16 protein-coding genes and 1 pseudogene are annotated in these 12,408 nt (G+C 70.5%); 6 read left to right on the forward strand and 11 right to left on the reverse strand.

Features of this window, described 5'->3' with window-relative positions; translation table 11 throughout:
• Positions 1 to 20 precede the first annotated feature (20 nt).
• The 4 genes from ACFYST_RS22880 to ACFYST_RS22895 form a co-directional block, all read right to left on the reverse strand.
• Positions 21 to 791, reverse strand: coding sequence for a MerR family transcriptional regulator (locus tag ACFYST_RS22880; protein ID WP_387864984.1), 771 nt, complete (start codon positions 789 to 791; stop codon positions 21 to 23).
• Between the two features lie 98 nt (positions 792 to 889).
• Positions 890 to 1,714, reverse strand: coding sequence for an alpha/beta fold hydrolase (locus tag ACFYST_RS22885; RefSeq protein ID WP_387864987.1), 825 nt, complete (start codon positions 1,712 to 1,714; stop codon positions 890 to 892).
• 49 nt (positions 1,715 to 1,763) lie between these two features.
• Complete coding sequence (locus ACFYST_RS22890; protein ID WP_387864990.1) at positions 1,764 to 2,702, reverse strand: sigma-70 family RNA polymerase sigma factor; 939 nt, start codon at positions 2,700 to 2,702, stop codon at positions 1,764 to 1,766.
• A gap of 10 nt (positions 2,703 to 2,712) precedes the next feature.
• Positions 2,713 to 3,927, reverse strand: a complete 1,215-nt coding sequence (locus ACFYST_RS22895; RefSeq protein ID WP_387864992.1) for an NAD(P)/FAD-dependent oxidoreductase — start codon at positions 3,925 to 3,927, stop codon at positions 2,713 to 2,715.
• 108 nt (positions 3,928 to 4,035) lie between these two features.
• Between ACFYST_RS22895 and ACFYST_RS22900 the strand changes: the two genes are divergently transcribed.
• Entirely contained in the window at positions 4,036 to 4,482 is a 447-nt protein-coding gene (locus ACFYST_RS22900) for an aldo/keto reductase (protein ID WP_387864994.1), read from the forward strand.
• A 13-nt stretch (positions 4,483 to 4,495) separates the two neighbouring features.
• On the opposite strand, the gene ACFYST_RS22905 is transcribed toward ACFYST_RS22900, so the two are convergent.
• Positions 4,496 to 5,104 (reverse strand): TetR/AcrR family transcriptional regulator, encoded by a 609-nt coding sequence (locus ACFYST_RS22905; RefSeq protein WP_387864996.1) that lies wholly within the window; start codon positions 5,102 to 5,104, stop codon positions 4,496 to 4,498.
• Positions 5,105 to 5,195: 91 nt separating this feature from the next.
• On the opposite strand from ACFYST_RS22905, the gene ACFYST_RS22910 reads away from it, so the two are divergent.
• The gene (locus ACFYST_RS22910) at positions 5,196 to 5,579 is read left to right on the forward strand and encodes a DUF4345 domain-containing protein (RefSeq protein WP_387864999.1); all 384 of its coding nucleotides are present in this window, start codon (positions 5,196 to 5,198) and stop codon (positions 5,577 to 5,579) included.
• Between the two features lie 8 nt (positions 5,580 to 5,587).
• Here ACFYST_RS22910 and ACFYST_RS22915 read toward each other — a convergent pair whose 3' ends face one another.
• From ACFYST_RS22915 to ACFYST_RS22925, 3 genes are all read right to left on the reverse strand, one after another.
• The gene (locus ACFYST_RS22915; protein WP_387865000.1) at positions 5,588 to 5,731 is read right to left on the reverse strand and encodes a hypothetical protein; all 144 of its coding nucleotides are present in this window, start codon (positions 5,729 to 5,731) and stop codon (positions 5,588 to 5,590) included.
• Between the two features lie 42 nt (positions 5,732 to 5,773).
• Positions 5,774 to 6,316 (reverse strand): HEAT repeat domain-containing protein, encoded by a 543-nt coding sequence (locus ACFYST_RS22920; RefSeq protein WP_387865002.1) that lies wholly within the window; start codon positions 6,314 to 6,316, stop codon positions 5,774 to 5,776.
• A gap of 112 nt (positions 6,317 to 6,428) precedes the next feature.
• Positions 6,429 to 6,779 (reverse strand): 5-carboxymethyl-2-hydroxymuconate Delta-isomerase, encoded by a 351-nt coding sequence (locus ACFYST_RS22925; RefSeq protein ID WP_387865005.1) that lies wholly within the window; start codon positions 6,777 to 6,779, stop codon positions 6,429 to 6,431.
• A 484-nt stretch (positions 6,780 to 7,263) separates the two neighbouring features.
• On the opposite strand from ACFYST_RS22925, the gene ACFYST_RS22930 reads away from it, so the two are divergent.
• Complete coding sequence (locus tag ACFYST_RS22930; protein WP_387865008.1) at positions 7,264 to 8,082, forward strand: MBL fold metallo-hydrolase; 819 nt, start codon at positions 7,264 to 7,266, stop codon at positions 8,080 to 8,082.
• 31 nt (positions 8,083 to 8,113) lie between these two features.
• On the opposite strand, the gene ACFYST_RS22935 is transcribed toward ACFYST_RS22930, so the two are convergent.
• Positions 8,114 to 8,488 carry a nuclear transport factor 2 family protein gene (locus ACFYST_RS22935; protein WP_387641460.1) on the reverse strand — a complete coding sequence of 125 codons (375 nt, stop codon included), beginning with the start codon at positions 8,486 to 8,488 and terminating at the stop codon, positions 8,114 to 8,116.
• Positions 8,489 to 8,798: 310 nt separating this feature from the next.
• Between ACFYST_RS22935 and ACFYST_RS22940 the strand changes: the two genes are divergently transcribed.
• Both ACFYST_RS22940 and ACFYST_RS22945 read left to right on the forward strand, forming a co-directional pair.
• On the forward strand, positions 8,799 to 9,293 hold the full coding sequence (locus ACFYST_RS22940; protein WP_387865011.1) for a cupin domain-containing protein: 495 nt from the start codon (positions 8,799 to 8,801) through the stop codon (positions 9,291 to 9,293).
• Between the two features lie 59 nt (positions 9,294 to 9,352).
• Positions 9,353 to 9,554: pseudogene (locus ACFYST_RS22945) on the forward strand (DoxX family protein); the annotation flags it as partial.
• A 140-nt stretch (positions 9,555 to 9,694) separates the two neighbouring features.
• On the opposite strand, the gene ACFYST_RS22950 reads toward ACFYST_RS22945, so the two are convergent.
• Complete coding sequence (locus tag ACFYST_RS22950; RefSeq protein ID WP_387865013.1) at positions 9,695 to 10,153, reverse strand: HAD family hydrolase; 459 nt, start codon at positions 10,151 to 10,153, stop codon at positions 9,695 to 9,697.
• Positions 10,154 to 10,210: 57 nt separating this feature from the next.
• Positions 10,211 to 11,191: an NAD-dependent epimerase/dehydratase family protein gene (locus tag ACFYST_RS22955; protein WP_387865015.1), complete on the reverse strand. Its 981-nt coding sequence runs from the start codon at positions 11,189 to 11,191 to the stop codon at positions 10,211 to 10,213.
• Positions 11,192 to 11,520: 329 nt separating this feature from the next.
• On the opposite strand from ACFYST_RS22955, the gene ACFYST_RS22960 reads away from it, so the two are divergent.
• Positions 11,521 to 12,258, forward strand: coding sequence for a hypothetical protein (locus ACFYST_RS22960; protein ID WP_387865017.1), 738 nt, complete (start codon positions 11,521 to 11,523; stop codon positions 12,256 to 12,258).
• The last annotated feature ends 150 nt before the right edge of the window (positions 12,259 to 12,408 follow it).

A 12,408-nucleotide genomic window follows, 5' to 3' on the forward strand; every position in this document is an offset into this window, starting at 1 on the left:
CTCATCGTCCCAGATCGCCGTCAGGGCAGTTCGGTGCCGGCCGCGCGCAGCTTCTGCTGGATCAGCGCGGTAAGCCGGCGCCACCCCGGCCGGTCGTCCTCGCCGTGGTGGGTGAGCAGGTCGTGGCGGGTGACGGCGTCGTCCTGGTGCTGAAGGCCGGTCAGGGTGGGCAGCAGGGACGGGTCGGCGAGGAAGTGCTGGGCCATCTCCTCGGCGAGGTCCTCGATCCGGGGGTCGTCGGCCGCCCAACTCCCGGCGCTCCAGGTGAGTTTGATCAGGGCGACGTGCCGGGGGTCGTCCAGGCCGTGCTCGATCTGCGCAAGGTAGTCCTCGAAACCCTCCGGCATCAGTGCCCGGACCAGGATCAGGCCCTCCCGCGCGATGGCCATGTCCTCGGCGGAGAAACCGAATCCAGGCATCCGGTCGAGAATGGCGCAGGCCCGGTCGGGCAGCAGCACCCGGTCGCCCGTGGCGAGGCGGCGCAGCGTGGCGCGGCGGGCGGTCAGCTCCTCGATCCGCCGGGTGAGGTTCTCCTCGACCTGGTCGAGCGCGGTCGCGAATTCCTCACCCTCGGCGTCCAGGATCGGCCCGATCTCGGCCAGTGGCACGCCCGCCCCGGCCAGGGTGCGGACCTGGACCAGGCGCAGCAGTTCGGCGGTGCCGTAGCGCCGGTAGCCGGAGCTGTCGCGGCGGGGTTCGGCGACGAGACCGGTGCGGTGGTAGACCCGGACGGCCTTCACCGTGATGCCGGCGAACGCGGCGGCCTGGCCGATGGTGATCCCGTCCGTCATCCCGCCTGCCGATCCGCCTACCGATCCGCCTGTCACTCCGCCTGCCAATCCGCCTGTCACTCCGCCTGCCGATCCGCCTGTCATCCCGTCAGAAAACCTCACTGCAAGCTGTCCTGTCCAACCTCCCGAACCGCGGTGGCGATGGCCCGGAAGTCCTTGCGCACGATGGTGGTGTGCTTGCTCGGGACGGTGGCGCTGACCTGCACGTGCGGGTTGCGGGCGAGGATCGGGTCGAGGGTGGCGCGCATCGCGGCGAGCCCTTCCGCGGTGCCGCCGAGGCTGGCGCCGGTGGCGACCAGGAAACGCATGGGGAAGGTCACTTGGTCGAACACCGGGTCACTGTCGGCGACGATCTCGTTCAGTTCGATGTTGATCTCGGCGTGCTGTTCGGCGGACATTCGCGCGGCCATCCCCAGCGGCCGGACCAGCGGCATGATCCAGCCGAACTTCCGGAACATGGTGCGGATCTGCTCGCGGCCGGCCTCCCGGCCGCCCTCGACGGTGGCAAGGTAGTCCCAGGGGTAGCCGCCGTCGACCATCACCACGCCGGCGGTCCGGTCCGGGTTGCGGGTGCTCCAGTGCAGGGCGAGCGCGGCGCCGTAGGACCAGCCGACCAGCAGCGGCCGCTGCACCCCGGTGGCGTCCAGGACGGCGTCGATGTCGCGCAGGCAGGCGGCGAACGAGTAGTCGGCCGACTGCTTCGAGCGGCCGCGGGCCCGTTCGTCGAAGGTGATGTGACGGTGGCCGTCGCCGAGTTCGGCGATGACGTGCCGCCAGTTCCGCTGCGTGGCGTAGGAGCCGTTGAGGTAGAGCACGGGCTGCCCGGGGCCGCCGGTGTCGGTGACGGCGAGCGCCGTGTCCTCCACCGGGACCAGCCCGGACCAGGCAGCGTTGCGAGTCTTCGTGTTCGCGTTCTTCGTCATGCCCTCCAGCGTGGGGCTTGACCTTGGGTCAAGGTCAAGCCGCTTCCGCTCACCACTCGGCGACGACCGGCTCCCCGGGTTCGTGCCGCTGCCAGGCGGTGTCGAGACGCGCCAGCCGGTCCGGGGCGGCGACGCCGCACAGGCCGGCGACCTTGCCGTCGCGCAGTTCCAGTACCACGGCGCCCTTGACCCGGCCGTCGACCACGGCGACGACCGCCGGGGCACCGTTGACCTGCGCGATGTGCAGCGCGGAGATGCCGCCCGCCAGCCGTCGTTTGGCGGGGGTGGACCGGAAGCCGGCCCGCACGCCGGCGGCGATCTGTTCGCGGCTGGTGAGCCGCAGCAGCCGCTTGGCCCGGCCCGCTCCGTCCGAGACCGCGGTGGCGTCGGCGGTGAGCATCGCCACCAACTGGTCGACCCGCCCGGAGGTGGCGGCGATCAGGAACTCCTCGGCCACCCGCTTCGCGGACGCCGGGTCCGTCTCGGGGCCGCCGCGCCGCTCGGCGGCCACCCGCCGGCGCGCCCGGTGGACGTGCTGCTGGCTCGCGGACTCGCTGATGTCGAGGATCCCGGCGATCTCGGCGTGCGGGTAGGCGAAGGCCTCGCGCAGCACGTACGCGGCGCGTTCGACGGGCGCGAGGCGCTGCATCACGGTCAGCACGGCCAGCGACACCGACTCGCGCTGCTCGAAGGTGTCGGCGGGGCCGAGCATCGGGTCGCCCTGGAGCAGCGGTTCGGGGAGCAGGTCGCCGGCGGCCCGCTCGTACCGGGCGTGGGCCGAACGGAGTTGGTCGAGGCAGAGGTTGGTGACGACTTTGGTCAGCCATGCCTCGGGCACCTCGATCCGGTCGCGGTCGGCGGCCTGCCAGCGCAGGAAGGCGTCCTGCACGGCGTCCTCCGCGTCGCCGGCCGAACCGAGCAGACGGTACGCGAGCGAGGCCAGCCGGCTCCGGCTGGCCTCGAAGCGGTCGATGGCGGCGCTGTCCATGCACAACAACTTAGGCGGCGCTCCGCGTGCGGGTCTGCTGGGGGCCCTGTGCGGGGCGCTTCACCGGAACTGCCGTCAGGTGGCGCCTGCGCTTGGGCATGCCGTAGGTCGGGTGCGCGATGGTCCACGCGGAGGCCCTGAGCACACTCGTCTTGAACCGCACGGCGGTCCGGCCGCCCAGGTACCAGGACTTGGAGCGTTCGGCGCCGTCCACCATCTGCACGAGCGCGTCCCGCTGCCCGAGGCTGATGTGGTTGCCGAAGTACTTCAGCGCGGAGACCGGATCCTCCCGGCCCGTCAGGCGGGCGATGATGGCGGCGGTGGCCTGGGTGGCGGTGAGGCCGGCCGAGGCACAGGACATCGGCAGCGGACGACCGTTGACGCCGATCGCGTGGGCGCTGTCCCCGGCGACGTAGACGTCCGGGTGCGAGACGGAGCGCATGCTTTGGTCGACCAGGATCCGGCCGTCCGCGGCGAGCTCCAGGCCGCTGGCGGCCGTCAGCGGGTTCACGGCGAACCCGGCGGCCCAGACCGTCACTTCGGCGGGCACGGCGCGGCCGTCGGCGGCGAGCGCCCGGCCCGGCTCGACGGCTTCGATGCCGGTGTGCTCGTGGACGGTGATGCCGAGCCGGGCGAAGGACGCCCGCAGGTAGCGGCGGGCCTTCGGGGAGAGCCAGGCGCCGAGTTCGCCCCGGGCGGCGAGCGCGACCGCCAGGTCGGGGCGGGCCTCGGCGATCTCGGCGGCGGTCTCGATGCCGGTCAGCCCCTCCCCTACCACCAGCACGGTGCCTCCCGCGCCCAGCTCGGCCAGCCGGTCGCGCAGCCGCAGCGCCGAGGGCAGGCCGGTGACGTCGAACGCATGCTCCGCCACGCCGGGGACGTCGTGCCGGTCCACCGCGCTGCCGAGCGCGAACAGCAGCGTGTCGTAGGCGAGTTCGGCGTCGCCGTCCGCGTCGCTGACGGCGACGGCCCGGCGCTCGGGGTCGAGCCCGGTGACGCGGGCCACCCGCACCCGCACCCCGGTGCCCGCGAACATGTCGGCGAGCGGGCGGAATTCGACCTTGTGCCCGCTGGCGAGCTGGTGCAGCCGCATCCGCTCGACGAAGTCGGGGGCGGCATTGACGACGGTGATCTCGATGTCCTCGGCGTTCAGCCGGCGGGCCAGGTTCCCGGCGGCGAAGGCTCCGGCGTAGCCGGCGCCGAGGACGACGATGCGGTGCCTCATGAGGGTGCTCCTGTCTGGTTCGCGTGCCCTCTGAACGGGACGGCGCACCGATTGCTGACAGCGCCCGGATGTGAGCTGGGTCACCGCGAACTCCGCTACCCCCGGCCGGTGTTGGTAACGGCCCAACTGGCCGGCAACGTCAGCGCCACCCACAGCCGGACCGTCCCCGCCGTCAACCAGCGCGAGGTCCACCCGTTCCTGCAGCAGAGCGCCGCGAAGGAACTCCAGGACCGGCACGGCACCGTCCTCCAGGCCTGGGGCCCGCTCGCCCAGGGCAACCCGGACCTGTACGCGCACCCCGTCCTGCGGCGCATCGCCGCCACCCATGGCAGGTCCGTCCCGCAGATCGCCCTGCGCCGGCTGCTCCAGCGCGGCATCCCGCTGGTCGCCAAGAGCACCGACCCCGGGCGGCTGCGCCGGAACATCGCCGTGTTCGACTTCGAGCTGTCCCCCGACGAGCTCGCCGCCATCACCCAACTCGACTGCCACCAGCCAGGGTTGGGATTCACCCACCAGGACCCTCGGATGCTCGAACTCCTCCTGAAGTACGCGTGACCCTGTTGGGCGCTCAGTGCGGCCAGTCCGGGGCGGGATCCTCGTCGAGCAGCGGCCTGATCGCGCCCAGGACGGCGCCGATGCAGATGTCGCGCAGCTCGGCGCGGGTGCAGTGCGGCTCGATCAGCCAGTCCACGCACAGGACTTGGACGAACACCAGCCAGCTCTTCAGCACGCCCGACACGGCCTCCCTGGTCCGGTCGCCGGCGGGCGGGAGCACACTCAGCAGGCGCTCGCGCAGCGCGTCGAGCTCGTCGGCGATGATCGTCTGGACCAGCCGGTCACCGGCCAGCACCCGGTTCGCCGCGAGCACGGTGTTGCGGTTCTCCGCGAAGTACTCGATGTGCGCATCCAGGCCCTCGGCGAGCTGCTCGACCAGGGAGTCGGCGGGGTCGAACCGGGTCTTGGCGAGCAACTGCTCGGCGACCTGCCGGTAGAGGGCCGCGAACAGGTCGCGCTTGCTCGGGAAGTGCCGGTAGAGCAGCGCCCGGGACACCCCCGCACGCTCGGCGACGTCCTCCATCAGCACCTCGTCGTACGTGTGCGCAGCGAAGAACTGGGCAGCGACAGCGAGGAGTTGGGCGCGGCGGTCGGCGGGGCTGAGGCGCTGGCGAGGAGGCACCCGGCCATCCTACTTGACACGTGTCTACTAGCGGCGCGTAGCCTGCTGCTCCTGGTTGACGCGTGTCTACTAACAGGGGGTCGGCGCTGTCATGACCAAGGACAAGGCACTGCACGCACTCATGCTCGTCATGGGCTACGGCTGCGTGGCGATCGGGCTCTTCCACGTCCTGCTCGGCAACTCCGCGATCCCCGGCGAGAGTTCGGCCGGCCCGACCATCGACAGCCTCGGCCGGTTCTTCGGCGCGATCTTCGCCGGCTACGGCGTCGCCTGGCTCCAGGCCGCCCGCCAGTCACCGATCCGCACCACCGCCGTCCGCTGGCTGGCCGGCATCCTGTTCCTCGGCGGCCTCGGACGAATCCTCTCGCTCGCCGTACACGGCTGGCCGCACTGGTTCCAGGTCGCCCTGGGCATCGTCGAACTGGCCCTGCCGCCGCTGTTCCTCTGGCTGGCCCGCACCGACTCCGAGCAGTAGGCGCACGATCAACTGCCAGCCGAGGAGCAGCAGTCCGACCGGTGGAGAACGCGAGCCAGGGCAGACTCGGTGGTGTCCCACTCCTCCCGCCGGTCCCCGGAGTTGAGCACCAGCGGTTCGTCCGCCACCTCGGCGATCCAGTCCAACAGCATGCGCGCAGCCTGCCGCCCCTCACCGGGGCACCGCCCGCCCCGTCACCTGGACGCCCGCGGACCCGTCCGCTCGTAAACGGCCCCGCCCGGGATGTACCAGCCCGCCTTCTTCCGCACAGCCGGACTCGGGTCCTGCCGGTGCGACACCTGCAGAGCGGCAACAGCCCGGGCATCGGCACGGGCGAACTTGCCGACCAACTCGGCGGCCCGCGACCGCACCTGCGGGTCGGGGTCGGAAGCCAGGTGCCGCAACGCGGGTTCGAGCACCCGGTCCGCACCCGGCGCGCACGTGTCGTCCTTGCACCGGTCGCACGCGAGGGCATGGAACGCGGCGATCCTGACCCGGGCGTCCGGATCGTCGGCCATCGTGATCAGCTGCCCCATCGACTCCGTGTCGACCAGGTGGTCCAGCAACCGGCAGCAGCCCTCCCGGACAGCCGCACTCTCATGGGACAGGCCGGCCCTGATGGCACCCACCGCATCCCCCTTGCGCCGCAACAGTTCCCAGTAGGCCGCCACGGCACGCTGCGGGTCGCCCAAGTACGCGACGAGGGCTTCGTTGTCGGTCCTCACGAATCCGAGCATGACCTCAGTGTCGAACCGTCCAACAACCCCGACAACCGAATTTCCCCCACCCCCACCCCCACCCCCCACCGCCGAAGGCCGAGGCGCCCCCTTCCACCCCGGCCCGCCGACCTCAGTGCCCGGCGTGATGCACGAACACGTAGGTCTCCCGGTCCAGTTCACTCACCTCGACACAGAACGCGGCCGGCACCCGAACATGCGACCGCAGCAAATCCGTCACCCGCGCCGACAGTTCACTACGCGCCGCGACACTGCGCCCGCCCAGAATCTTGATCTCCACCAGCACCACCGCCTCCCCCGACGCCCCGTCCCCGACCAGATGCGAAACCGCCGGCCGCACCAGCGTCTTGCAGTCACCCGTCGCCGTGTCGATCACCTCAGGAATCAGCTGATGAACCTCCTTCGCAAACGCCGTGGCGTCGAACTCGAGCCCCGGCGAGTGATCGATCAGGATCTGCGGCATGACAAACACCCTCCCGGACGCACAACGCCCCGGGACCCTCCCGGCACGACGGCGTCCATGGTCAGCTGACTCTACTGACCCGCCAACCCACCCGACCCGACGCAGCCGCCCCTCCCCCCGCGCGCCGATGTCGGACCCCGCTGACATGCTCCGGCGTCATGCACACTCAGCGCTTCTGGAACTTGATCGAGGATGCCCGCAGCCAGGTCCCCAATCCCGCCGACGGAGACGCAGTCGCCACGATGGCCGTCGCCATGCTCCCCACCCGCTCCCCACCCGACCGCGCGCCCAAGGCCTGCTCCCAGACGCCACCGACACCGGCCGCGCTCCACCTCCTCGGCCTCCGCGCTGCGGTTCGGCCCCGCATCCGCCTGCTCGACCACCGTAGGTACCTCGCCGCGCGACCGCCTAATGTTCTCCCGAAGGAGACGACCCCTTCCATCGAACACGGAACCCGATCCACCCCCAACCCGACGGAGGCTCCATGCACTTGACCTCAAGTGGCAGGCACCACGCCACGTTCGACTTCGGCAACCTGCAGGTGGTCTCGCTGCGGGACGGGTACATCGACATGCCGCCGACCCGCCTCCGCGACGAGGACGGGCGCACGCTCGACGTGCTGCCGGCCGCCGTCCCGCTGGTCGGCGAGAACCTGCGGCTGTCGGTCAACGCCTTCTTCGTCACCGACGGCACTCGGTCGGTCCTCATCGACACCGGCGCGTCCAACGTCTGGCACGACCCCACCATGGGCTTGATCTACGACGCGCTCGACGAGGCGGGGGTCGAGCGCGCGCGGATCACCGATGTGGCCATCACCCACCGGCACGAGGACCACGTCAGCGGCCTGATCACGCCGGACGGTTCGGAGGCGTTCACCGGACTCGAACGCGTCTGGATCGGCGCGGGCGACACCTCGGTCTTCACGGGGCGCCTCGCGCCGATCCGCGACCGGGTCGTCCCCGTCACGGAGAAGGTCGCGATCAACGACTGGACCACCGCGATCCCGACACCGGGCCACACCCCCGGCCACACCGTCTACGAGGTGAGGAGCAGCGCCGGCCACCTCCTCGTCTGGGGCGACACCGTCCACGTCCCCACGCTCCAGTTCGACCAGCCGAACGTGTCCTGGGAGTTCGACGGCAACCAGCCCCAGGCCCGCACCTCACGCGCGGCCCTCCTCGAACAACTCACCCGCCCCCACCACTTCGTGGCCGGCGCCCACCTCGACTCCCCCGGCATCGCCCGCGTCACCCCCGCCGGCGACGGCTACGCCCTGGAATACCTCGCCCCACCGATCGGCTGACCGATCCCGGCCTCGGGCCACTCCGTGAGGGTCAGCGTACGTCGCCGGGGCTTTCGAGGACCAGGGTGGTCTCGTTGACACGACGAAAGCGGCCGTCCGCGGCGAACTCGCCGAAGAGGTGGACCTCCATGAGGAGGGTGGAGCCGTCCTTCATCGAGATCGTGGCGGTGTGACGGTCGGCGTACTGGTCGCCGTCGAAGAGCTCCTGGTGCACCTCGATCACCCCGGAGGCCACGCTCGCACGGAGGTGGGCGATGTGGGCGAGAAAGGCTTCCCGGTCAAGGGAGTTGCCGTCGGTGCGCTGGACGTAGTCGGGGGTGATGTGACGCTCGGCGGCCTCGTTCAGGTCGAGGTCCGGGGAGAAGACGAGGTCGTTGAGGGCGGCACGGATGTCGGTACGAGGCATGGATGCGCTCCCTGTGTCGGACGACGGCGGTGGCCGCGTGCGTGACGAAGGACTACCGGACGGCAGACCCGCAGGCACGACCAGGGCCGAAATGACCCCCGCCGCCACCACAACTTCCCTTATATCAAAGGAGTTTCATACACCGCGACGGTACGCCGACGGCCCGGCACCGAAAGGACGCCCACCCCTCGGCGCCACCGACTTCGCCGCGCGAGCTCCGCAGTCCCACACAGCAGCGATACCCACAAGGCATCAGCCCCGCAGAACAGGTCTTGGACACCGACCCACCCCCAGCGGTGCACTCGTCCACATGACCAGGCAGACGAAGACCGACGACCCGCAGACCGCCCACACCGTCTCGGTGGTGAGCCCCGGCGACGGCGAGACGATCGTTCTGGGCACCACCCGCATGCGCATCCTGGAGGACGGCAGCCACACCGGCCACCGCCTCGCAATCGCCGAGTCCGTCCTCGCCCCGCACACCCAGGGACCGCCGCAGCACCGCCACGCCCTGCACGACGAGGGCTTCTACATCCTGGCCGGCACCGTACGGTTCACCGTCGGGAACACGGACTACGACGCCACCCCGGGCACCCTCGTGATGGTCCCGCCCGGCACCCCGCACACCTTCGCCAACCCGACCGACCAACCCGCCGTCCTGCTCAGCACCTTCACCCCCGACCTGTACGTGCAGTACTTCCGGGACCTCCAGCAAGTCCTCACCGACGGCCGCCCGTTGACGCCACAGGCCAACATCGACGCAATGAGCCACTACGCGACCGAGCCCGCCACCGACCACGCCTGAACCCCCGGCCCGGCCTCTTCCGGCACGCGACACAACCGACGGGTCCCGCGTGAACCGGCGGCCCAATCGGCCTGATCCTCCCCCCAACTCGCCGACATCGCCCCCTCCCTGGCCCCGGCCGCGGCCGCGGCCACCGGCTTCGTCCTCCTCCAAACCGGCGCAGTCACCGTCCACTTGACCACCGGAGACCGCCGAATCGCACTCAACGCCGGACTCACCATTGCTGCGGCCCTGACCATCTGGCCGGCCATCAGGACCTGATCGAACACAGCCCACGACCAGCTGACGCGACGTCGGATCCGAACTGCGGCGTCCACCGGACCGACCACAACACCGTGCCGGCGAACATCCGCCCCCCCCTGGCACCGCCCGGACCGACAGGGCGCTCCGGGGCAGCGCCCTCAGGCAGTGATCAGGGCCGGGTCGCCGGCAGCGGCGACGACGTGGGACAGCGTCGAGAAGAACGGTCCCGGCCAGCTGTCCTCACGGGCGTGCGCGTCGTTGATCGCCCAGTCGCCGGCCCGCAGCATGACCGCGGTCATTCCTTGCGCAGTTGCGCCACTCAGTTCATCGCCGCCGCCGTCACCGACATAGAGGCAATCGCTGGTCGGCGTATCCAGTTCCCTCGCGACCTGGCGGAACAACTCCGAATCCGGCTTCCTGCGCCCTTCCTGGCAGGACAGGACGACCGCGTCGACCAGCGGGGCAAGCAGCAACGTCGGCCAGGTTTCGGCGAGTTCGATCGTGCAGTCACTCAGGACCCCGATCCGAAGGCCGTCGCGGCGAAGCCGCTCCAAGGTCTCGAGCGCGTCATCGCGGAAGAGGCCGGCGCCCCGGCCACCATCCGCAGCTTCGCTCACCCGAGACCACCCGTTCTCAGCGCGGGATCACACCGAGCCGGACCACACCGAGCCGACTCACGTCAGCTCGTCCAGCAGCCGCTGCTCCTCCGCAGCGGTGAGCCCCTCCTCGTCTACGGCCGGTCCACCGCGGGCGGTGTCCCAGGCGAGTGTGTCGGCAACGGTCTCGGCGAGCGGACGGTACATCAGGCCGGCGGCAAGGGCGCGGGAGATGTCCACCCGGTTGATCGCCACGCACTCGGGGGCGCCGATCCACATCGGGACGCCCATCCATGGGTTGACGCCAGCTTTCAGCAGCTTCTCGCTGCTGACCCAGACCGGCTCCGCACCGGGGTTCACCAGTGCCCGGCAGACGGCGAAGAACTCGCCGAACGGCAGGGTGCGACCGGTGACGTTGTAGATGCCGCCGCGCTGTGCTGCGATGCACCCCAGGATCCACGCCGCGACATCGCGGACATCGATGAACTGGGCCGCGTCGGCCGGGTCGCCCGGCAGCAGCACCGTGCCGCCGCGCTGGAAGCGCCGCGGCCAGTAGGGGAAGCGGTCGGTCGGGTCGTGCGGCCCGACGATCATGCCGGGGCGGACGATGCTGGCACGCTCGCCGTACGCGCCCAGCACGATCCGCTCGCAGGCGGCTTTGCGTGCGCCGTAGAGCTGGTGTGGCGGCAGGTCCTCGCCGAGGACGAGCAGATTTCCGTCCTCGTTCTGCACGGTCGCCTGGTCGGCAAGGACCGACAGGGAGGAGACGAAGACGTACCGGTCCACGCGCTCACCCAGGGCGGTGACCGAGCGGCGGACCACCTCGGGCTCGTAGCCTGCGACATCGACCACGGCATCCCAGCGGCGGTCACCGAGCGCGGACAGGTCGGTGGTGCGGTCGCCAATGATGGTCTCGACCTCGGGGAAGAGCTCGGGCGCGGTCCGGCCGCGGTTGAACAGCGTCACCTGGTGCCCCTCGGCCAGTGCGGCCTCGACAAGGGTGCGACCCACGAAACGCGTGCCACCCAGCACGAGCAGGCTCAGCGGGCGGGGGGTCATGCTCTGCATTGTTGACGAACTCCGGAGTTGTGAAGCGGTCCGGGCCGCTGGCGGCAGAAGCCGGCTCAGTCGGCGACCCGGTCAGGGACGTGACGGAACTCGCTCCCGGCAGCCATAAACCTCACCCTCTCGGTGACGCGTCGACATGGCACTGCTCTGGCGCAGGCGAACCTAGCAGTAGACGATCACGGCCGTCGACAGCATTACGGCACCGCGGACCGGTCCAGGGGCAGCCGAGATCACGATCTGAAGCCGGAGTACTGACTGCCCCGACCCGGTATCTTTCGGACCTGCAAACCCACACCCTGTCCTGGGAAATGAAGTGCAGCATGCACATCCTGGATGACCTCACGGGTCTCACCTCGCGTGCAAAGAACCTGCTCGACCGAACCGGCCGACGCGACGATCCGCAGGAACCCCGACTCTCCACCGAGTTCCTGCAAATCCGTGACCACTCCGGCCAGTTGACCCCCGCGCCCATGATGCTGGTCATCCGCCGGGAGGGATTCGAGCAGAGGTACGGCGGACTCCGCTACCAAGTCCGAAGCCGCTGCACCATCGAGGGCGAACGCCACGAGACGCTCCGCGACTGGCACTACGACCTGGGCCAAGGCATGTGGGCCGGCCCTGCCAACGGCTGGTACTTCGACTGGTTCGGGGAGTACGTGTCCTCCCCGGTCCGCTACCTGGTGCACACGGACGGCCGGGTCGGAGTAACCGACCGAGGCGGAACGTTCCTCGAAGTCGCCCCGTCCATCCCGGCACTCATCGAATCCCACGCCCTCACCGACACGCTCGCGACCTGGGACCGCGTCGCCACCACCGTCGACAGCTTCGCACTCGCCCAGCATCTCGACGGCCTCACCGACATCCCCGAAGCATCAGGCCGCACCGTCCGATGGCGACTGTCCGACAACGTCGCAGTCAAGGAGTTCCGGATCTGGAGCAGCGACGCACCGCGCCGCTGGTGTGCCTTCCTCTGGAGCCGAGGCGAATCCGGCCGCCGCCAGGTCGAAGCGGCCACCGCCCGAGCAGCGACCACACAGCAGGCTCCGGCAGCTACTTGACCCACCGCTCGAACCATCCCCGGCGTTCCACCGCCATACCAACGAACGAACTGACCCACCGGACGCGAGCATCGAACTCGGCACAGGATCCAGGCCGGTCCCGACTCGACGCTGCTCGACCTCGCACATCATCGGAGGCCGCCACCACCT

The organism is Kitasatospora sp. NPDC004614 (assembly GCF_042873675.1).
Classification (GTDB): domain Bacteria; phylum Actinomycetota; class Actinomycetes; order Streptomycetales; family Streptomycetaceae; genus Kitasatospora.

What these genes read in the sequence shown, in the direction of transcription:
- ACFYST_RS22880 (WP_387864984.1), bottom strand. Translation starts at nt 791, where the DNA reads ATGACGGACGGGATCACCATCGGCCAGGCCGCCGCGTTCGCCGGCATC.
- ACFYST_RS22885 (WP_387864987.1), bottom strand. Translation starts at nt 1,714, where the DNA reads ATGACGAAGAACGCGAACACGAAGACTCGCAACGCTGCCTGGTCCGGG.
- ACFYST_RS22890 (WP_387864990.1), bottom strand. Translation starts at nt 2,702, where the DNA reads ATGGACAGCGCCGCCATCGACCGCTTCGAGGCCAGCCGGAGCCGGCTG.
- ACFYST_RS22895 (WP_387864992.1), bottom strand. Translation starts at nt 3,927, where the DNA reads ATGAGGCACCGCATCGTCGTCCTCGGCGCCGGCTACGCCGGAGCCTTC.
- ACFYST_RS22910 (WP_387864999.1), top strand. Translation starts at nt 5,196, where the DNA reads ATGACCAAGGACAAGGCACTGCACGCACTCATGCTCGTCATGGGCTAC.
- ACFYST_RS22915 (WP_387865000.1), bottom strand. Translation starts at nt 5,731, where the DNA reads ATGCTGTTGGACTGGATCGCCGAGGTGGCGGACGAACCGCTGGTGCTC.
- ACFYST_RS22920 (WP_387865002.1), bottom strand. Translation starts at nt 6,316, where the DNA reads ATGCTCGGATTCGTGAGGACCGACAACGAAGCCCTCGTCGCGTACTTG.
- ACFYST_RS22925 (WP_387865005.1), bottom strand. Translation starts at nt 6,779, where the DNA reads ATGCCGCAGATCCTGATCGATCACTCGCCGGGGCTCGAGTTCGACGCC.
- ACFYST_RS22930 (WP_387865008.1), top strand. Translation starts at nt 7,264, where the DNA reads ATGCACTTGACCTCAAGTGGCAGGCACCACGCCACGTTCGACTTCGGC.
- ACFYST_RS22935 (WP_387641460.1), bottom strand. Translation starts at nt 8,488, where the DNA reads ATGCCTCGTACCGACATCCGTGCCGCCCTCAACGACCTCGTCTTCTCC.
- ACFYST_RS22940 (WP_387865011.1), top strand. Translation starts at nt 8,799, where the DNA reads ATGACCAGGCAGACGAAGACCGACGACCCGCAGACCGCCCACACCGTC.
- ACFYST_RS22955 (WP_387865015.1), bottom strand. Translation starts at nt 11,191, where the DNA reads ATGACCCCCCGCCCGCTGAGCCTGCTCGTGCTGGGTGGCACGCGTTTC.
- ACFYST_RS22960 (WP_387865017.1), top strand. Translation starts at nt 11,521, where the DNA reads ATGCACATCCTGGATGACCTCACGGGTCTCACCTCGCGTGCAAAGAAC.